Here is an 18,537-nt window from a genome sequence, read left to right as displayed (position 1 = left end):
TCCTGAAGGCAAGAGTTAAGGGCTTAGGCACAACTCATGAAGCAGTATGATCATCCTGCCCCCGAAGAGTTCCAACTGGCGGGTATTCTGCACGCGCTGGCAGACCCTTTTCGGCTTTCTGTTGTGCAAAAGCTGATGCAGCATCAGCCTCAGGCCTGTGCACCATTGCAGGATGGGCGGCCTAAATCTTCTATCTCGCACCATTTTGCGGTGCTGCGTAAATCTGGTTTGTTGCGCACGGAAGTTGTGGGCGTGACGCATATGAACAGCCTGCGTTTGCAGGATATGGAAGCGCGTTTTCCCGGCCTGCTGGTAGCTATTCTGGCCGCTGCGGAGCAAGAGGAAATGTCTGCTCCGCAACCGGCTTGATATATTGATCTGGGCTTAGGGCACCAGCACGGCGGCACCATCAAACCGCCCATGCCGTAAATCATCCAGCGCCTTGTTGGCGTCTTTCAAGGCGTATGTGGTTGTGGTGGTGTGAATGCCAATTTTGGGCGCGATGGACAGAAAATCCAACCCATCCTGACGGGTGAGATTGGCAACGGAAACAATTTCGCGCTCTTCCCACAAGATATCATAAGAAAAGGCGGGTATTTCGCTCATATGGATGCCTGCGCATACTACGCGCCCGCCTTTGCGCAGGGTTTTAAGGGCTGCGGGCACCAAGGCGCCTACAGGTGCAAAAATAATGGTGGCATCCAGTTGTTCAGGCGGCAGTTCGTCAGAACCTCCGGCCCATGTGGCCCCTAATTCGCGCGCAAAGGCTTGGGTTTTTGCATCACCAGGGCGGGTAAAGGCGTAAACCTGCTTTTTCTGCCAGACCAGAACCTGCGCAATAATATGGGCCGCAGCACCAAAGCCATATAACCCCACTTTTTGCGCATTTCCGGTTTTTACCAAGGAACGCCAGCCAATAAGCCCGGCGCACAATAGGGGCGCTACTTCTACGTCCGATCCTTCTTCCCCTAGAGGGAAGGCAAAACGCGCATCGGCCACGGCCATTGTGGCGTAACCGCCATCTCGCGTGTATCCGGTAAATACGGGGTGGTCACACAGGTTTTCATGATGATCGCTGCAATAAAAGCAGTGCCCGCATGTGTGCCCAAGCCACGGAATACCCACGCGCTGCCCAACAGATAAAGAAGTAACGCCAGAGCCAATCTGATCAATCCGCCCGACAATTTCGTGGCCGGGAATAATGGGCAGCTTGGGGTGTGTGAGGTCTCCATCTACCACGAGCAAATCTGTGCGGCACACACCGCAGGCCAGCACTTTTACCCGAATTTCACCGGGGCCGGGCACCGGGTCTGGCACTTCCTCCCATTGCAAGGGTGTTTTGGGCTGGTGCAGACGCATGGCAAACATGGAGGTTTCCTTTCTGCGGTATCAAACCTTGGTATTTCTACCAGAACGAAGCCTACCCTGCGCAGGGGAATATGGGCTGTCTTTGATCTGTCGCAGTTTAAGGGCGTGTTTTTTAGTTCTGGCTTAAAAGAGGCACGGCGCGGCCGCCTGCGCCATTGGTAAATGCCTGCACCTGCACGCCAATAACGTGCCACCCGGCCTGATTATGAAACAGCAGGGGCGCACCACTGCTGCCATGCGTGCCAGCACAATCATGCACCAGTAAAGGGTTACCGCCCTCATCTTGGGTTGTATTTAAAAAATGGCAGTTCTGATCAGCGGTAATAATATCAGGTTGATTTTGTTCATACCCACCCAATACAACAGGCATGCCGGGTGTTAGGGCCTGTAATGGGGTATCAATATGAAAAACCTCATCCGGCTTGGCAATGGCATGGTCCAGAATAAGCGTGGCGTGGTCTAACCCGCCGCTATTGCTTTCCTGATCCGTTCTGTAACCGGGGGGGATAATAATTTGCACAGCACGGGCGTGGGCCATGTAATGCTCCCCCGTATAGGCACGTAAAAAATGCACGCTCTGGGGCTGCACAAACCCACGCACATGGCTCAGCCACAGGCAGTGCCCGGCGGTTTCCACCACGTTAGGCGCAATCAGAAAACCAGTGCATCTGCTGCCCAGTTCTGTTTGCACACGCCCCACGGCAGACCAAGGGGGCTGCGTGGCATCCACTCTTTGGCGCGGATCATGTAGCCCTACACCAGCCAGATGCGTGCGATAGGCAGGGCCTTCTGCCAAGGCTGCATGGCCTGTAAAGGTAGCCTGCATGGCAGCGGCAAATGCCACCATGCAGGAAAAAAGAAGGTTACGCGCCATAACCCTGCGGGTGGTTTTTGCGCCAGTTGAAGGCTGTTTCCACAATCCGATCAATATCCGTAAACTCTGGTGCCCAACCGGTTGCTTCCATCAGGCGGGCAGGGCTGGCAACCAAGCTGGCCGGATCACCGGCACGGCGCGGGCCAGCCTGCCAGGGCACTTCCAGATTGCTCACGCGGCCTACGGCATCAATAATTTCACGGTTGGAATTGCCGCGCCCTGTGCCAACGTTAAACACCACGCTTTTATCATTCAGCAACGGCAATACGGCCAGATGGGCACGCGCCAGATCTGTAACATGCACATAATCACGGATGCAGGTGCCATCTGGCGTGGGGTAGTCCTCACCAAACAGGGTAAGGGCTGGGCGGCGCTTCAGGGCGGCATCAATAACCAGCGGGATCAGGTGCGTTTCGGGGCGGTGGTCTTCCCCCGCACGGCCAGCGGGATCTGCCCCGGCAGCGTTGAAGTACCGCAGGCACGCACTTTTCAGACCATGAATTTTATCTGCCCAGTACAGGGCGCGTTCCACCATATATTTGCTCTCACCATAAGGGGAGCCGGGGTTGATGGGGGCATCCTCGTTAATCGGGCCTTCCCCGGCGGAACCAAACAGGTTGGCGGTAGAGGAAAACACAAAGCGTTTCACACCATGGCGCACACAGGCATCAATCAGGCCAAAGCCGTAACCTGCATTGGCTGTCATGTACATCATGGGGTTCTGCATGCTTTCTCCCACCAGAGAAAGTGCTGCAAAATGCAAAATGCCATCCCACGGGCCGGAGGAAAGAACTTTATCCAGACAGGCAATGTCTGAAATATCACCTTGCACAAAAGTGGCCTGATCAGGCACGGCAGCGCGATGGCCAGTGCGCAGGTTGTCCAGCACAACAACGTCATGCCCATCATCCAGCAGGGCAAGCACAACGTGGCTGCCAACATATCCGGCGCCACCAGTTACCAGAAAACGTGCCATACTCTCTCTTTCGCTCCGTGCAATGTAAAAAGTTATATCCGGCTACCTTGTTAATGAGTCGGATAGAATATTTTGCTCAGTCCCTGTTTCAGAACGGTTTGAGCAAACGGTCAAGGTAATCCAGTTCCTGCTGCGGACGGGTGCGGTCTGAATCTCGCCGCCTGAGTTCCTGCTCAATTTCTCTGGCGCGCTGGCGGGCCACGTTATCTGGAATGTGGGTGGAATCATCCTCGGTCTGATCCTTGCCTTCACCCAGTTTGCGGCCCAGCGGATCGCGCTTGCCGCCCTGTTGGTCTTCTTCCTCCTGATTTTCTGAGGAATCAGACGGTGTGCCAGAACCATTCTGCCCATCGGATGCACTGCCAGAGCCGGAAGATCCATCAGATGGGCTGCCAAGCGCAGGCAAAAAGCTGGGGATACTGTTTTTGCCATTGCCCTTAACGGCATCCTGCATTTGTTGGCGGGTTTTGCGCAGGGCTTCCAATGCTTTTTCTTCAGCATTGGCGGCGGCGGCATCATCTCCATCGGCCAGCGCCTTGCGGGCATCCTGCATGCTTTTGCGGGCTTCATCAAAAGCGGCGGGGGTTTTGCCTGTCAGATCCTTAAATTCGTCTTTCAGCTCATCCAGCGCGTGTTCCAGTGCATGCTGCATGGCGCGTTCATTGCGGCGGGCTGCTGCCTGTGCCTCTGCTTTGGCAGGGTCGGGCATGGCTGGTGGCGTTTCGGGCTGCGTGGGCGGAGGGGGTGGCGCGGCCGGTGCGTTTTCCGAACCCGGCGGCATGGGCAGGCCTAAACGGCGCAACAGTTCGGATGTGGGCATGTTGGCGTAATCGGCCTCACCATCACCATCGTCTGCCAGATCACTTTGCTTTTGGGCCTGCGCTTTCAGGTTTTCATCAAGGCGAGATTGCGCATGGTCCAACAAGGCAGTTTGTTTGCTGGCCAGATCATGCAGGGCGGCTGCCTGTTCACGCATTTTCTGCTGTGCCAACATCTGCTGCGCCAAGTTTGCCATATCCTGCGGTGTGGCGTTGCGCATGCGCTCGGTGGCGTTTTCCATATCCTGCAAACGCTTGAGCGCTTCATCCGCATGGCCATTGGTGGCATCGGACTGAAGCTGACGCATCAGGCGGGAAAAAGCCTGATTACCCGCGCTGGTAAAGCCCGGAAGATCGGGAATAACCGTATGATCTTTCATGGCCTGGTTGGCCAGTGCCTGCATTTTACGGCTGATGGCGCTTTGCAGGGTTTTTAACCTATCTTCCAGTTCCTGCTGGGCCTGTTGCCCTTGCTGCCCATCCTGGCGTATGTGCTGGAGTTGCTGTGCCACAGCGGCTTGGGCCGCACGCACATCAATAGAGGCTTGAGCACTGGCATCATCCCCATTACGGCGGTCTTCTATATCCAGCGCCAGATCCCACAGCAGGTTTGTGGCGCCTGCGCGGGCAGTGGCGGTGTCTGTCAGACTGTCATCCAGCATGGCCACCACGCTGCTGAGTGCCAGCAACATGCCGGTATGTTCACGCACGGGGCCGGGGGCATCGGCCAGTGCTTCCAGATCTGATGCCGCATCCTGCCGGCTTTCCTGCCCCAGAGCAAAGCGTTTGCGTACATCCAGCAAAGCGCGAGCAATGGGGGAATGGAAGGTGCGTGCGCCCATGCGGAATGAGGCAGAAGCGCTTTTGCCTTCATGCCCACTGACAGAGGTGGCAACCACCCGGCCGATTACGGTTTCACCCGCCCACGGGTCTTCCGACAGATCTGGGCTGATAGCGCCTTTTACAGATTTGGGGTGCCCAACAAGAGGCAGGGGAATGGTAAGCACGCGTTCTGGCCCATGTTTGGCATGTGCCAGATGCAACTCTACCTTAAGGGATGCCAAACCATAGGCATGGCTGGCCTCATACGGCAGAAGTGTGCGCCATTCTTCCTTGCGGGGAGAGCCGGGGTTAGGCCCCCATTTTACGCTAGGGTCTGCATCCGGCAGAACGGTAACAGGCCATTGGGCCAATGTGCGGCCACGGCCTGTAAGGCGTACGGTGCCAGAATGCTCCAACACCACATCCAGCTTCCAGCTATGGGCATCCAGCTTATGGCGTGTGGCATCATGCAGCACCATGCCGCCCTGTTCCCGCAAGGTGGGGTGGGAGGCCAAGCCTGTAACAATAGCGGTGAGGTGCGCCCCTTGCGGGGTTTGGGGTGGCGTTTTGATATTGCCCAGAAAAACCGGGGCATCTGGCGCATAAGAGGGTGGGGTTATCCATGCCTCTACGCGTGGGAAGGGAACATCAGGATCATCCCGCCCCGGAATAAACCCGGCAAGAATACGCCCCGGCGCGGAGGCCCCCGCAAGCCCGGCGGTGCCAGCAAGGGCTGCCACCAATACCCAAGCGCCAATTTGCCGTGTGCGGCCTTGTGGCCAAAGGCGCGGCCAAGCGGCCCGCAACGTGCCGAGTGATGCCAGAATGCGCTGTTGATGTGCTTGCCATAAGGTGCTGGAACTTTGCGAGGCTGTGCCCGCAGGGTGGTCCGTTAGCGTAGCAAGGGGGCGGTTGCGGAGGCCGGATGCCTGTTCAATCCGCCGATCAACCTCGCTTGAGGTGGGGGGTACAAGGTTTTCAACATCCTTGTGCAGCCGCCAGCCACATAAGCTCAGCCAACTTGCCACCAGCAGCAGCCGCACACCATCTGGCAGGTGCTGAGGAATACGCAGCAAAGACGCCACGCAATAAATACCCAGCAGGGCAAGAGTGGGCTGCAACGCAGGCCACAACCGTTCTATCCGCAAAACAATGGTGGTGTGGCGGCGTGCGGTGGCAAGGCGCTCCGCCAGCGCTCCATCCTCAGCGGTGGAGGCGGTCAGGGATTGGTGCAGACCGCCTTGGTTCATGTGGCTTTGGCAAGGTGGGAGGGCACAGTTTCATCCTGCCACAGTTCTTCAACACTCTGCCTTTGGCGTATCACCTGCCACTGGCCATCTTCAACCAGAACTTCTGCGGCAAGCGGGCGGCTGTTGTAGGTGGAGCTCATAACCGCACCATACGCGCCTGTATCCAGAAGGGCTATACGTGCATTGCGTGCCAGCGGGGGCAAAAGCCTGTCCCGCGCAAATGTATCTCCACTTTCGCAAACAGGGCCAACCACATGGGCCAGAGAAACAGGCTGGCTGAACGCCTGCGGTGCCAGCGGCAGAATACCGTGCCATGCATCATACATGCTGGGGCGCAGCAGTTCGTTCATGGCTGTATCCAGCACAAGAAAGGGCACATCCATGCCCTGTGCCTTACGCAGGATCACGCTGCTCAGCAGCACACCAGCCGGGCCAATGGGCCAGCGCCCCGGCTCAATAGCCAGCTTTACGCCCAGATCACCCAGTTCTGCCTTAATGGCACCGGCAAGGGCTTCGGGCTGGCCTTCGGTTTCATTGCGGTAGCAAATGCCAAGGCCGCCGCCACAATCCACAACGCTTACGGCATTGCCGGCGGCGCGCACGGTGCGCACCAGTTCCGCCACGCGGGCATAGGCTGCACGATAAGGAGCCGTGGTTAAAATCTGGCTGCCAATATGGGTGGCAAACCCAACAGGCTGCACACCGGAAAGGGTGAATGCATGAGCATACAGTGCTGCGGCATCTTGAAACGGAATGCCAAATTTGTTGGCCGCCAACCCGGTTGTAATTTTGGCGTGGGTTTTGGCATCCACATCCGGGTTTACGCGCAGCGTAATGGTGGCCTGCTTGCCCAGCTTGCTGGCAATGGCAGAAATAGCTTCCAGCTCTTCCGCGCTTTCCACGTTAATCTGGCCAATGCCGTGGCTAATGGCCTGCTCCAGTTCGGCATCTGTTTTGCCAACGCCGGAAAACACAATGCGGCTTGCCGGAATACCGGCCTTTAGGGCGCGTGCCAGTTCACCACCGCTTACAATATCCGCCCCAAAACCTTCCTGACCGATCAGGGTAAGAATGGCCAGATGGTCATTGGCTTTCACGGCATAGTGGATGGAAACATCCAGCCCGGCATTGTGCATGGCGGTGTGCATGCGCCGCATACGTGCGCGCAGCGTGCCAGCCCCCAACACCCAGCAGGGCGTGCCAACAGAATCAGCTATGGCGTTCAGGGCCACGCCTTCCAGCATCAGCCCACAGGTGGGGTCAACCGTAAGCTGCGGGTGTGTTTTTAACAGTTCTGCCAGTGTTGGGTCGGCATCGGTATAAACAGGTGTTTCGGCCATGAGGCGTAAAAGCCCTGATTGTAAAAGAGGAGCAGGAGGCCACGCCAAGAAAAACTCGGCATGGCTGGTTACGAAGTGCGGTGCAGTATCAAACCAATATAATGCGCACTGTGGTCTTATTCATCCGGTGGGTACATCCGCGGGTAGGTAATTTTATTTTGCGGGCCGGGCTGATGTGGCGTGCCCTTTTTGCCGCAGGCTGCCAAAGGCAGAAACAAGATGGTGGCCAGCGCAAGGCCAAAAATCAGGCGGTAATTCATGGTTTACTGCCCCGCTGCGGTGGGTTCTGCACCCAGAGCTTTCAGCCAGCGCTGTGCCTGTGCGCTTACGTTGCCCGGTGCGGTGCCGCCTTCGCTAGTGCGTGAGGCAATGGAGGCATCTACGCTGAGAACCGAATAGATATCATCTGTAATGCCGGGTTCTTCTGCCTGCATTTCCTGCAATGTCAGATCTGCCAGCCCCACGCCTTTTTCTTCGGCCTTGGCCACTAGGCGGCCAGTTACGTGGTGGGCAGTGCGGAAAGGCACTTTCAGCACCCGCACCAGCCAGTCTGCAATATCGGTGGCGGTGGAATAGCCGGAACCTGCCAGTGCACGCATCTGGGCGGTGTTGGCTGTCATATCCCGCACCATGCCATCACATGCGGCAAGGGAGAGGGCTGCGGCATCCGTGGCTTCAAACACGGGTTCCTTATCTTCCTGCATATCCTTGGCGTAGGCCAGTGGCAGGCCTTTCATCACCGTCAGCAGGCTGACAAGGCTGCCGGTTATGCGGCCGGTTTTGGCGCGCACCAGTTCTGCTGCATCCGGGTTGCGCTTTTGCGGCATGATGGAAGAGCCGGTGGTGAACGCATCTGAAAGGCGAATGAAGGAGAAAGGTGAGGAGCACCAGATTACAATTTCTTCCGCCATGCGGGAAAGATGCATGGCCATGATGGACAGCGCAGAAAGATATTCCAGCGCAAAATCACGGTCGGAGACAGAATCCAGAGAATTGGCGGTGGGGCGGTCAAAATGCAGCAGTTCGGCGGTCATCTTCCGATCAATGGGGAAGGATGTGCCAGCCAGCGCGGCAGAACCCAGCGGGCATTCGTTCAGGCGCTTGCGTGTATCTGCCAGACGGCCCCGGTCACGCGCCAGCATTTCCACATACGCCATCAGGTGGTGGCCGAATGTTACGGGCTGTGCGGTTTGCAGGTGGGTAAAGCCCGGCATGGGGGTGGCGGCGTGTTCTGCTGCCCGGCGGGCGAGGGAGCGCATTAGGGCGGCAACCTGCTGGTCCAGCCCATCAATGGCATCACGCACCCACAGGCGGAAATCTGTTGCAACCTGATCATTGCGGGAGCGGGCGGTGTGCAGGCGTTTTCCGGCTTCACCAATCCGGTCAGACAGGCGGGCTTCGATATTCATGTGAATATCTTCCAGCGCTTCGGAAAAGGGGAAGTTGCCAGCCGCAATTTCCTGCCCGATTTCTGTCAGCCCCTTGCGGATGGTGGCTTCATCATCCTTGGAGATAATGCCCACATGCGCCAGCATGGCGGCATGGGCGAGGGAGCCGGCAATATCCTGCTTCCACATCACCTTATCAAAGCCGATGGAGGCATTAATGGCCTGCATAATCTCAGAAGGGCCACCGGCAAACCGCCCGCCCCACTGGACATTGGCGTTTTTCTGGTTTTCCGTTTCCGTGCTGTTCTGGCTGTTCAGAGACATTTTAGGCCCTAATTCCGTCCTGCTGCGTAAGATGTGCTCAGGCGTTGGCTTATACTGCCGCGGCGCGGATGCAAAGATGCCACAGTAATGTTGCGCGCCCTAGGGCGCAAATGCCGGTTTTGGCAAAGGGTGTGGCAGGGCCGATCCTGCGGCGGGGCTGTTCTGTGCGCTGCTGTGCGGGAAAGGGCTGTGCCCGGCGGCATTTCTCTGCTTAAAAGCAAGTGAAATTCAGGGAGTTCATGAACATGACAACACCACATAAGCTTACAACCTTTGCCGTGATTGATCCCGGCCCGAATGTGCTTTTGGAAGTTATTCGCGCAGAAAGCCCTGTTGTGGCTGTTGAGCGCCTGGAAGGTAAAATGCGTGGGCCGGAATATGTGGCAGCCCGCAGCTACGATGTTGGTGGCGAAGAATCGCTTGATGGCGCAGATCCGGCCTATCTGGTGTACGAACTGGATGATAGCGGGCTGGATGCAGAAGGCCTGACGGGGGAAGACGCAGGACAGGTGCGTGCACAGGCAGATCTGGCTGCTGTTGTGGTATCTTCCGCCAAATAAGTTTTCAAACCCGAACACGAGTGTTCTGCGGCATGGCGCAAAGGGTGGGGCGTTACCCTGCTTTTTCCGCACCATGCCGCGCGATGCAGGAGGTGGAAAGGCATGTCTGTTGATCAGGTGCTGATGGCAGAAAGTTTTGTGGTGCATGGCCGGGATGAAGGTGGCCCCTTTGTGCTGGTAAGTGACCATGCAGGCCGTGCCATTCCGCCTGAACTGGGTGATCTGGGGCTAAGTGCGCACGAACGTGCGCGCCATATCGGTTGGGATATCGGCATAGATGGCGTGGGCCGCAAACTGGCAGACCTGCTGCCCGCTGTGTTGATTGAGCAGGTCTATTCCCGCTTGGTGATAGATTGTAACCGTGCCCCCGGGCACCCAACCTCCATCGTGCAGGTAAGCGATGGCACAACAGTGCCACGCAACCAGAATATCTCAGCGCAGGATCGGGCATGGCGGGAGCAGACAATTCTGCACCCCTATCACGCCCGTATTCGGCAGGAACTGGATGCCCATGTGGCCGCAGGCCGCCAGACAGTGGTGGTGGCGCTACACAGTTTTACGCCATTCATGCACGGCAAACAGCGCCCGTGGCATGCCGGGCTTTTGCATAATCATGATTCCCGGCTGGCCCGTATCATGATTGCTCTTTTGCAAAAGGATGGCTTGGTGGTGGGGGATAACGAGCCCTACGCCCTTACAGATACATCAGACTACACTATTCCCCAGCATGGTGAGCAGCGCGAACTGCCACATATTGAAATTGAAATCCGGCAGGATCTGATAGCCGATGATGCCGGGCAGACCGAATGGGCAAACCGTCTGGCCCGTTTGCTGCCACAAGCATGGCAGCAGTTTTGTGAACAGTATGGAGAAAACGCATGACCGCCACAGATACAGCCAAGCCGCAGATTATTACGGGCAAGGCCAAGCTGGCGGGTGTTCTGGGCTGGCCCGTTGCGCATTCGCGCTCCCCCGTGCTGCACAATTACTGGTTGCGGCGGTACGGTGTGGATGGCGCTTATGTGCCGCTGCCGGTTGAGCCAGATGCGTTTGTGGCAGCCGTTCTGGGCCTACAGGCAGCGGGTTTTCGGGGCGCGAATGTAACTATTCCGCACAAGGAAGCCGCTTTTAAAATTGCCGATGTGCTGGACCATTCCGCCCAGCGCGCAGGGGCCGTGAACACGCTTGTGTTTGAAGATGACGGCAAAATTCACGGTTACTCCACCGATGGCGCAGGGTTTGTAGCCAGCATGGAAGCCGCAGGCTTAAACCCACCCAAACAGGCACAGGCTCTGCTACTGGGTGCGGGCGGTGCTGCGCGGTCTGTTGCCGCGGCTTTGCAGGATTGTGGCCTGCGTGTTGCCGTAACCAACCGCACCCAAGGGCGGGCGGAAGAGCTGGCAAAAGCCCTGCCGGGGCTGGATGTGGTGCCATGGAATGCGTGGGAAGAACGCCTTGGCGCGTTTAGCCTGCTGGTCAACACCACGTCTTTGGGGATGGAAGGTGGCCCAGATGCTGTATTTCGGCCTTCCTTGGCGCATGCAGCCAAGGAACTGGTGGTGGCAGATATTGTATATGTGCCCCGCGTAACACCTTTGTTGGCCGAGGCGCAGTCTGCTGGTCTGCGCACTTTGGGCGGGCTTGGCATGCTGTTGCATCAGGCACGGCTGGGTTTTGAAAAATGGTATGGCGTGAACCCGGAAGTGGATGCCGCCACGGAAGCTTTTGTGCAGGAAAGTTTCTAAGGGCTACAGCAAGGGCATGAAAATTCTGGGCCTTACCGGCGGTATGGGCATGGGCAAAAGCACCGTGGCCACATTGTTGCAGCGTGCAGGCTTGCCGGTGTTTGATGCCGATGCCGAAGTGCGCCGCCTGCAGGCAGATCATGGGGCCGCTTTGCCTGCCATCGCCCAACTGGTGCCGCATGCCGTGCAAAACGGGCATTTGGATAGAGCCGTATTGCGGCAAGCTGTGATAAAACAACCGACGTTATTGAAAAAACTGGAACACATTATCCACCCCATGGTGCGGGCTGCGCGTACACGGTTTTTACGCACGCAACGCTTGCAGGGCGCGCGCTGTGTGGTGCTGGATATTCCGCTGCTGTATGAAACAGGCGCCCAGCGTGAATGTGATAATGTGCTGGTGGTATCCGCCCCACATTGGGTGCAGGCGCGGCGCGTGGCCAAAAGGCGGGGCATGCCACCGGCCGAGGCACGCAAGCTGATAGCCCGGCAAATGCCAGATGCCCAACGCGTGCGCCAGGCTGGCAAGGTTATCCGCACCGGCGGCAGTATGCGAGAAACAGAGCGGCAGGTGCGCCAGTTCATCAGGAGCCTGAGGGCATGAAAAGATCCATTCTGTTTGATACGGAAACCACGGGGCTGGACCCGGCCACGGGTGACAGGGTGATTGAAATTGCTGCTTTGGAGCTGGTGGGAGACCTGCCAACCGGGCGCAGCTTTCACACGCTGATAGACCCGGAGCGCGATGTGCCGGAGGAGGCATCCCGCGTGCATGGCTTCACGCAGGCGGATCTGGAAGGCAAACCCAAATTTGCCGAAATTGCGGATGATTTTCTGGCCTTTGTGGGGGATGACCCACTTATTGCGCACAATGCCCGGTTTGACTTTGGCTTTATGAATGCGGAGCTCAAACGCGCAGGCAAAAAAACGCTGGATCTGGACCGTATGGTGGATACGCTGGATATGGCGCGCGAGCGCTTTCCCGGCATGCCCAACAGTTTGGATGCCTTGTGCCGCCGCTTTGGCGTAGATCTTTCTGCCCGAACCACCCATAACGCGCTGCTGGACTGCAAATTGCTGGCCGATGTGTATGTGGAACTTATGGGCGGCCGCCAGCATGGGTTGGGGTTGATGGCGGAAGATGGGCAACTGCCTTCTGTCATGTATGAAGGCCCCGTGAACCGCAAGGTTGTGCGTGTGCAGCCAACGGCAGAAGAACTGGCAGCGCATGCGGCATTTGTTGCGGGTTTGAAAGAGCCTGTCTGGGAGCTCTGACCGCACATTCAAACCGTGTCGTCAATTCTTGCGAAAAGGGCTTTGCAGGGGCGGGTGGGTATGCCATCCTTGATTCTATAAAACGTGACGAAATGTACAAAAATGTTTTGTCAGCCGTTTCCACCGCTTTTCACGCAACGGAAAAGGTAAGTTGTTTCAATGAATTCGGGGAGCCCTTTGATGCGTTCTGCATCCCGCCATTTTGCTGCTGCCTTGGCGCTGTGCGGAGCATGGTTCATGCCTGCGGGCGCAGAAACTATGCTCGGTCCGGTTACGGCAACAGTTACATTTAATACGCGTTCGGCGGATCTGGGCGTAGGATATACATGGGGCCGGGGTGTGCTGACATATGGCGGCCGCCAGTATCCGTTCGAAATCAAGGGGGCTTCCGCCATTGCTGTTGGGTATTCCTCTGGCCACAGTGTGGGCAAGGTGTACAACCTTCAGCGTATTGAAGATTTTGAAGGTACCTTCTGGGCACTTTCTGGTGAGGCCACAGTTGGCCGTGGCGTTGGCGGCCTGCTGATGGAAAATAATGATGGCGTGCGCATCCGGCTGGATGAATGTCGCTCAGGTGGGCGTATTGCGGCATCGCCTTCCCGCCTGACAATTCATTTGCTGAATAAGGTCGGCACCCCTGTTGCAACCGCACCGGTTGATCAGAAATCAGCCCACTAAATACATTACTCCCGCGCTTGCTGGTTTTAGTGGGTCAGCAGGCGCGTGGTGGTTTGTAGAATTGTTTTTTCATCAAACAGGCGCAAGGCACGTTTCAGCCCGGCAGCGCCCATGTGCTGGCGCAAACTTGGGTTCTGCACCAGCGTTGTAAGGGCTTCTGCCAGTTCTGCCGTGGTGCCGGGTGGCACAAGTAGCCCTGTTTCATGCGGTACAACCTGCTCGCGCGAGCCCCGAATATTGGTAGCCACAACAGGCAGCCCGCATAGCATGGCTTCGATAATAGACATGGGCAGGCCCTCAAAATGGCTGGGCAGCACAAAAATGTCTGCTGCTGCCAGTAAGGCCGGAATATCTGCCCGATAACCAAGGCATTTTAGCCGTGGGCCAAGTGTTGCACGTGCTTTGGCGAGGTATTCCCCCATATTGGCACCGTGGTCTGATGCCAGCCTTTCCCCCACAATCCATAACTCTGCATCTGGCACCTGCTCCATGGCGGCCAGGAGTTCTGGATACCCTTTGTGGCGCACAAGACGAGAGACAACGATAATTACGGGTGTTTGCGCAGGTGTGCCCAATTCTGTGCGGATACGGGTTCTGGCTTGTGCATCTGGGTGAAAGCGGGCCGGGTCTCGCCCATTGCCAATAGCAACCGGGTGGGGGTGAATATGCAGGCGTTTGGCATCCTGCGTTTCCTCACGGCTGACGGTCAGGTACACATCGGTTATGCGCCCACACAAAACTTCCAGCACCAATGCCAATCCGCGCCGTAGGCGGGAGCCGGGCTGGTTGAACAAAAAGCCGTGGCACGTATAGGCAATGCGCGGCACGCCGCACAACTTGGCCGCCGCACGCGCCAGAATGCCGCTAATGGGCATATGTGCGTGCACCAGATCCGGCTTTTCTTTTTTTATAAGCTGCACAAGCGCCCAAAAGGCCCGTAGCTGCGCGGGTATGGAAAATGAACGCGCAAAGGGCAGTGTTTCAACCCGAAACCCCTCGCTTCTGGGGTGTTGAAGTAAAGGGCCATCTGCACAAACGCCTATGACTTCGTGCCCTTCTGCCCGTAACTCCCGCATGAGGGGCAGTAGAAAATGGGTGAGTGAAAAATCGACGTTTGTAATTTCCAGAATTTTCACGTCAGCCCATTACGCGTTCTTGAGGGAAAGCGACCAGCGGATAGGCGGTTTGCTTGGGGCCTGTGGCACAGGTGGGGGGGGCAGCAAGGTGTTTTCCAACCCGTGCGCCTCAGGGGTGGAAGGATCAGCCAACAGGCCAGAACCAACTTCTGGCACTACGGGCATCTGTTCTTCCGGCATATCGGGGGGCGTGGCGAATTCGGCGTCTTCTTCCGGTTCACTTTGGGGAGAAGAGTGTGCATCTTCATCGTTCTGATCAGGCTGTGCTGGGGTAAGCACGAATTGCCGCGTGGCCTCGCATTTTCCCTGCCCCAGATAAACGCTTTCTTCTATTTCAATATGCGCGTCAGACCAGAAGAACCATGTTTCTTCCGGCGTGTGCAGCAGGTAGCCATCTTCTTCCTGCTCAATGCTGACATCAGGATGCAGATGGAAGCGGATGCAAAGCGGCACCGGAATACTCACATCTTCCAGCTTTTCAATACCTTGCAGAACCGTGCCGTCTTTATCCAGATAAATCTTACGAGAATACAGGCCACCGCCTTGGGGCTTGTAGCCATCATGCGTCATGCTCAGGCAATGCACACCATCCTGCACGGATGTTTGGCGTGTAACCTGTGGTTTTTGAGAAATACCGCCATTGGCATCAAACCGCATGGGGGTAAGGTCTGCCAGTTCCAGAACAGAATGTGCAGCCGGGTAACGCAAGGCTTCTGCCCAACCGCGCTGGATACTGCTGCCACAATTTACAATCAGTCGTTGCCTGCCAGATGAAAATTCAAAGGACAACATGCCCGCATGCGCGCTGCCATCATAACCCGCAGGGGCGGCAGAGGCAGCATCGGCAATCAACAGGGCGCGGCCGTTATTAAGGCGTGCAAAGCCAGATTCTGGCAGGCCAGCCGCCACAACGCGGGTGCGGGAGGCGCGGCTCAGCACGTGTTCGATAAACTGAGGGTTTTGTTCACAACTGCCATTAAACAGGGCCAGCCCACCATCTCCATGCCGCATGGCGCGCAGGGCCGGGGCGCTGCGGTTGGCGGCATCCAATACGCTGGTGGGCAACGGTACGCGGGCAACCTGCAGAATATACAGCATTTCCGCCAGCTCGCGCACGCACTGCAACAGGTCTTCCGGGCAGCGGGTAATGTGGCCGCCATCGGGCAAAATCTGTTGGCTGATGGTGCTATCAATCAGGCGCAGATAACGGGTTAGAAATTCTGGATAATCGGGTAGGGAAACCGCAACAGCCAGCAGCCCCTTAAGGGCGGTAAGGGCACGCCAGCCTTTGGCTTCCTCTGGCATAAGCGCCATGATGGAACGCGCCTCCATAATCAGCGATGCCATAAGCTGCTGGCGGAAGGAATCATCTGCCGATGCAGCAAAAAATTCGTAACAGCCCAGCCAAGCCGCCAAGCGCGCACCCGTTATGGATGGGTCTGAAATAGGCCGTTCTGCCGGGGTTTGCTCCATCCACTGGGCCACCAGCGTACGGGCCTTGATGCGAGCAGATTCAGCCCCCAGTTCACGCAGATCCTGCAACCACGTAAAACCCTGCAACCAACGGCGGTAGGCTTCTGGCCATTGCGGGTTATCCCATTCCCCTTCAATCAGAGGGCGTTGGGTGCCTTCAAAAAGTGTCTGGTTGCGAACAAGCTGTTCACCCCCAGCAGCGTTTCCTGACCACAGATCCCGCAATGCAACGGCAGGGGCTGCCGGCACGCGGGCAAACCCTCCCAATGGGTTGCGCATGGCATAGGCAAGGCGGGCTCCGCGGGTCCAGCGACGCAGGGGCATTGGAAGTTCAGAACTCCATCAAGGCAGGTGTAGAAAAAGTTGTGATCGGGTTATGGCAGAATATTCATGCAAGGAATGACTTATTTGCCGGATGTGGCTTTATTTTGGCTTAGCAACATGTGCGCGCAAGGCAGCAATAGCGGCGGCATAATCTTTTTTGCCATATACGGCGCTTCCGGCAATGAGCACATCGGCGCCAGCATCTATGGCCAGCGGGGCGGTTGTGGCGTCTATACCGCCATCTACAGCCAGCCGGATATCACGCCCGCTTTGGGTGATCATATCCCGAATGCGCCGGATTTTGGGAAGCTGGCTGGACAGGAACTTCTGCCCCCCAAATCCGGGGTTAACAGTCATCACCAGAATAATATCCACCAGATCCAGCACTTCACTAATGGCTTCGGGCGGTGTGGCGGGGCACAGCACAACGCCCGGCTTGGCTCCCAAATCCCGAATGCGCTGTAAGGAACGGTGGGTATGCGGCCCGGCCTCAATGTGAATTAAAATCTGGTCTGCCCCGGCTTGAGCAAAGGCTTCCAGATACGGATCCACCGGTGCAATCATCAGGTGCACATCAAATGGCAGATCAGAGCAGGGGCGCAGCGCCTTCACCACAGCCGGGCCGAACGAAATGTTGGGCACAAAATGCCCATCCATGACATCCAGATGCACCCAGTCTGCCCCAGCCTGTTTGAGTGCTGAAACTTCCTCTCCCAACCGTGTAAAATCGGCAGCGAGAACACTTGGGGCGATAAGGGGATAAGATACAGGGCGCATACCCTGTTTATCGGCAATCCTACGCTTGTGCGCAACCGTATGTTTGGTCTTTTTTCAAACAGTTTTGCAAATGTTATGGACGAATAAAGCGCGCGGCAAAAAATCCATCCATGCTGCCTTTGTCTGCCCACATTCCGGGGTGGGTGCGCAGCCAGCCTTCGGGGGTTCTGGCTTCTGGCAGAAAGGCCAGTTCTTCTGGCGTAAACGGATCTGGCACCAGCCCCATGGCTTCTGCGGCGCGGGCACGGTCTGGCCCTTCTTCCTGCTGCAAGGAGCACACGGCATAAACCAGCCGGCCACCGGGGCGCAGCATGTTTTTGGCGGCTTCCAGCAAACGGTCTTGCCCGGCGGTGAGTGTTGTTAAATCACGCGGGCGTTTTACCCATAAAACATCCGGGTGGCGGCGTGCCGTGCCTGTAGCGGAGCAAGGGGCATCCAGCAAAATGGCATCAAGCGGGGCATCAGGTTGCCACGTGCCTGCATCTGCTTGCAGGGTAGCAACATTGCCAAGGCCCAGGCGCGCCATATTTTCCTTGAGCCGCGCCATGCGGTTGGGGTTGTTTTCAATAGCGGCAACCTGCGCGCCGGTGACAGCAAGCTGTGCGGTTTTGCCACCTGGCGCCGCGCACAAATCTGCGACTTTTTCACCTTCCTTCACGTTCAGGAGGCGCGCAGGAAGAGTGGCTGCTGCATCCTGAACCCAAAAAGCGCCTTCTTCATATCCTGCCAGATCAGCAACGCGCGTGCCTGCCGGATAACGCACAGACCCGTTGGGTAGAACACTTCCCCCCTCCGGCGCTGTGGCGCCGGGGCGCAGGGTAATATCCAGCGGGGCTTCATGGCTGATTCCTTCAGCTATGGCGCGGGGCACGCCACGGCCTAGCACGCTCCATGAACTCCATAGCCATGCGGGAATGTTCAACCGTGCCTGATCCAGCCCTTCCAGTACGTTTTGCCCTTCTGCCGCTACCTTGCGCAGCACGGCATTGGCCAGCCCGGCAAACGGGGCCAGCTTACGCCGACGCAGCAGGGAAACAGTGGTGCCAACAGCCGCATGCGGAGGTGTTTCTAAAAACAGAAGCTGCGCGCAGCCAATCATCAGCGCCACACGTACGGGTTCTGGCGGTTCCTTGCGTAAAAATGGTTCCAGCACAGTGCGCAGCGTGCCCATGTGGCGCAACGTGGCTGCGGCCAAGCGGTGTGCTGCGGCTCTGTCTCGCGGTTCGGCCTTATGTGCTTCAGCAGAGCGAGACAGACTGTTTTCCAGCATGCGCCGGTGTTCCACCACGCCGCACAGAATATCAAAGGCGATATCGCGCGTAGGATCAGGCTGCGGAGGGGCAGGGCGGCCTTTTCCACGTTTTGGGGAACGGGGGGCGCGTGCTGGTGTGTTCATAAGACTGTCAGAA

18 protein-coding genes are annotated in these 18,537 nt (G+C 57.3%); 7 read left to right on the top strand and 11 right to left on the bottom strand.

The window, feature by feature from the left end; all coding sequences use genetic code 11:
• Positions 1-36 precede the first annotated feature (36 nt).
• Positions 37-369 carry a helix-turn-helix transcriptional regulator gene (locus ABNV41_RS07070; RefSeq protein WP_050819512.1) on the top strand — a complete coding sequence of 111 codons (333 nt, stop codon included), beginning with the start codon at positions 37-39 and terminating at the stop codon, positions 367-369.
• A 15-nt stretch (positions 370-384) separates the two neighbouring features.
• Here the strand turns inward: ABNV41_RS07070 and ABNV41_RS07065 are convergent, their stop codons facing one another.
• The 7 genes from ABNV41_RS07065 to argH form a co-directional block, all read right to left on the bottom strand.
• Positions 385-1,368: a zinc-dependent alcohol dehydrogenase family protein gene (locus ABNV41_RS07065; RefSeq protein ID WP_349934510.1), complete on the bottom strand. Its 984-nt coding sequence runs from the start codon at positions 1,366-1,368 to the stop codon at positions 385-387.
• Positions 1,369-1,480: 112 nt separating this feature from the next.
• The gene (locus tag ABNV41_RS07060; protein ID WP_196332634.1) at positions 1,481-2,215 is read right to left on the bottom strand and encodes a serine protease; all 735 of its coding nucleotides are present in this window, start codon (positions 2,213-2,215) and stop codon (positions 1,481-1,483) included.
• Between the two features lie 16 nt (positions 2,216-2,231).
• Positions 2,232-3,218, bottom strand: a complete 987-nt coding sequence (gene galE / locus ABNV41_RS07055) for a UDP-glucose 4-epimerase GalE (protein ID WP_012812739.1) — start codon at positions 3,216-3,218, stop codon at positions 2,232-2,234.
• 88 nt (positions 3,219-3,306) lie between these two features.
• Positions 3,307-6,108, bottom strand: a complete 2,802-nt coding sequence (locus tag ABNV41_RS07050) for a DUF4175 domain-containing protein (protein ID WP_050819514.1) — start codon at positions 6,106-6,108, stop codon at positions 3,307-3,309.
• Complete coding sequence (gene lysA / locus ABNV41_RS07045; protein WP_050819515.1) at positions 6,105-7,448, bottom strand: diaminopimelate decarboxylase; 1,344 nt, start codon at positions 7,446-7,448, stop codon at positions 6,105-6,107. The genes ABNV41_RS07050 and lysA overlap by 4 nt, the downstream gene beginning before the upstream one ends.
• Positions 7,449-7,564: 116 nt before the next feature.
• Positions 7,565-7,708 (bottom strand): hypothetical protein, encoded by a 144-nt coding sequence (locus tag ABNV41_RS07040; RefSeq protein WP_019089984.1) that lies wholly within the window; start codon positions 7,706-7,708, stop codon positions 7,565-7,567.
• Between the two features lie 3 nt (positions 7,709-7,711).
• The gene (gene argH / locus ABNV41_RS07035) at positions 7,712-9,160 is read right to left on the bottom strand and encodes an argininosuccinate lyase (protein WP_050819516.1); all 1,449 of its coding nucleotides are present in this window, start codon (positions 9,158-9,160) and stop codon (positions 7,712-7,714) included.
• A 239-nt stretch (positions 9,161-9,399) separates the two neighbouring features.
• Here argH and ABNV41_RS07030 point away from each other — a divergent pair, with 239 nt between their 5' ends.
• From ABNV41_RS07030 to ABNV41_RS07005, 6 genes are all read left to right on the top strand, one after another.
• Positions 9,400-9,720: a hypothetical protein gene (locus tag ABNV41_RS07030; RefSeq protein ID WP_003625146.1), complete on the top strand. Its 321-nt coding sequence runs from the start codon at positions 9,400-9,402 to the stop codon at positions 9,718-9,720.
• A gap of 102 nt (positions 9,721-9,822) precedes the next feature.
• Positions 9,823-10,602, top strand: coding sequence for an N-formylglutamate amidohydrolase (locus ABNV41_RS07025; RefSeq protein WP_050819517.1), 780 nt, complete (start codon positions 9,823-9,825; stop codon positions 10,600-10,602).
• The gene (locus tag ABNV41_RS07020) at positions 10,599-11,465 is read left to right on the top strand and encodes a shikimate dehydrogenase (RefSeq protein WP_050819518.1); all 867 of its coding nucleotides are present in this window, start codon (positions 10,599-10,601) and stop codon (positions 11,463-11,465) included. The genes ABNV41_RS07025 and ABNV41_RS07020 overlap by 4 nt, the downstream gene beginning before the upstream one ends.
• 16 nt (positions 11,466-11,481) lie before the next feature.
• Positions 11,482-12,069 carry a dephospho-CoA kinase gene (gene coaE, locus ABNV41_RS07015; protein WP_050819519.1) on the top strand — a complete coding sequence of 196 codons (588 nt, stop codon included), beginning with the start codon at positions 11,482-11,484 and terminating at the stop codon, positions 12,067-12,069.
• Positions 12,066-12,740 carry a DNA polymerase III subunit epsilon gene (dnaQ, locus tag ABNV41_RS07010; RefSeq protein ID WP_050819520.1) on the top strand — a complete coding sequence of 225 codons (675 nt, stop codon included), beginning with the start codon at positions 12,066-12,068 and terminating at the stop codon, positions 12,738-12,740. The genes coaE and dnaQ overlap by 4 nt, the downstream gene beginning before the upstream one ends.
• Positions 12,741-12,899: 159 nt before the next feature.
• Positions 12,900-13,418, top strand: coding sequence for a hypothetical protein (locus ABNV41_RS07005; protein WP_012812746.1), 519 nt, complete (start codon positions 12,900-12,902; stop codon positions 13,416-13,418).
• Between the two features lie 26 nt (positions 13,419-13,444).
• Here ABNV41_RS07005 and ABNV41_RS07000 read toward each other — a convergent pair whose 3' ends face one another.
• The 4 genes from ABNV41_RS07000 to ABNV41_RS06985 form a co-directional block, all read right to left on the bottom strand.
• Positions 13,445-14,554, bottom strand: a complete 1,110-nt coding sequence (locus ABNV41_RS07000; RefSeq protein ID WP_087651411.1) for a glycosyltransferase family 4 protein — start codon at positions 14,552-14,554, stop codon at positions 13,445-13,447.
• Between the two features lie 9 nt (positions 14,555-14,563).
• On the bottom strand, positions 14,564-16,351 hold the full coding sequence (locus ABNV41_RS06995) for a heparinase II/III family protein (protein WP_050819522.1): 1,788 nt from the start codon (positions 16,349-16,351) through the stop codon (positions 14,564-14,566).
• Between the two features lie 99 nt (positions 16,352-16,450).
• Positions 16,451-17,128, bottom strand: coding sequence for a ribulose-phosphate 3-epimerase (rpe, locus tag ABNV41_RS06990; RefSeq protein WP_050819523.1), 678 nt, complete (start codon positions 17,126-17,128; stop codon positions 16,451-16,453).
• Between the two features lie 73 nt (positions 17,129-17,201).
• Positions 17,202-18,524: an RsmB/NOP family class I SAM-dependent RNA methyltransferase gene (locus ABNV41_RS06985; RefSeq protein WP_050819524.1), complete on the bottom strand. Its 1,323-nt coding sequence runs from the start codon at positions 18,522-18,524 to the stop codon at positions 17,202-17,204.
• Positions 18,525-18,537: the final 13 nt, after the last annotated feature.

Origin of the sequence: Acetobacter sp. A11-2 (genome assembly GCF_040208445.1) — a bacterium.
Lineage (GTDB): Bacteria > Pseudomonadota > Alphaproteobacteria > Acetobacterales > Acetobacteraceae > Acetobacter > Acetobacter oryzoeni.
Note: the sequence above shows the minus strand (reverse complement) of the source record. Positions and strands in the feature narration are given on the sequence as shown.

Bases quoted from the DNA above. Each gene is read 5' to 3' on its own strand.
- ABNV41_RS07070 (WP_050819512.1), top strand. From the start codon at position 37: ATGAAGCAGTATGATCATCCTGCCCCCGAAGAGTTCCAACTGGCGGGT.
- ABNV41_RS07065 (WP_349934510.1), bottom strand. From the start codon at position 1,368: ATGTTTGCCATGCGTCTGCACCAGCCCAAAACACCCTTGCAATGGGAG.
- ABNV41_RS07060 (WP_196332634.1), bottom strand. From the start codon at position 2,215: ATGGTGGCATTTGCCGCTGCCATGCAGGCTACCTTTACAGGCCATGCA.
- galE (WP_012812739.1), bottom strand. From the start codon at position 3,218: ATGGCACGTTTTCTGGTAACTGGTGGCGCCGGATATGTTGGCAGCCAC.
- ABNV41_RS07050 (WP_050819514.1), bottom strand. From the start codon at position 6,108: ATGAACCAAGGCGGTCTGCACCAATCCCTGACCGCCTCCACCGCTGAG.
- lysA (WP_050819515.1), bottom strand. From the start codon at position 7,448: ATGGCCGAAACACCTGTTTATACCGATGCCGACCCAACACTGGCAGAA.
- ABNV41_RS07040 (WP_019089984.1), bottom strand. From the start codon at position 7,708: ATGAATTACCGCCTGATTTTTGGCCTTGCGCTGGCCACCATCTTGTTT.
- argH (WP_050819516.1), bottom strand. From the start codon at position 9,160: ATGTCTCTGAACAGCCAGAACAGCACGGAAACGGAAAACCAGAAAAAC.
- ABNV41_RS07030 (WP_003625146.1), top strand. From the start codon at position 9,400: ATGAACATGACAACACCACATAAGCTTACAACCTTTGCCGTGATTGAT.
- ABNV41_RS07025 (WP_050819517.1), top strand. From the start codon at position 9,823: ATGTCTGTTGATCAGGTGCTGATGGCAGAAAGTTTTGTGGTGCATGGC.
- ABNV41_RS07020 (WP_050819518.1), top strand. From the start codon at position 10,599: ATGACCGCCACAGATACAGCCAAGCCGCAGATTATTACGGGCAAGGCC.
- coaE (WP_050819519.1), top strand. From the start codon at position 11,482: ATGAAAATTCTGGGCCTTACCGGCGGTATGGGCATGGGCAAAAGCACC.
- dnaQ (WP_050819520.1), top strand. From the start codon at position 12,066: ATGAAAAGATCCATTCTGTTTGATACGGAAACCACGGGGCTGGACCCG.
- ABNV41_RS07005 (WP_012812746.1), top strand. From the start codon at position 12,900: ATGAATTCGGGGAGCCCTTTGATGCGTTCTGCATCCCGCCATTTTGCT.
- ABNV41_RS06995 (WP_050819522.1), bottom strand. From the start codon at position 16,351: ATGCCCCTGCGTCGCTGGACCCGCGGAGCCCGCCTTGCCTATGCCATG.
- rpe (WP_050819523.1), bottom strand. From the start codon at position 17,128: ATGCGCCCTGTATCTTATCCCCTTATCGCCCCAAGTGTTCTCGCTGCC.
- ABNV41_RS06985 (WP_050819524.1), bottom strand. From the start codon at position 18,524: ATGAACACACCAGCACGCGCCCCCCGTTCCCCAAAACGTGGAAAAGGC.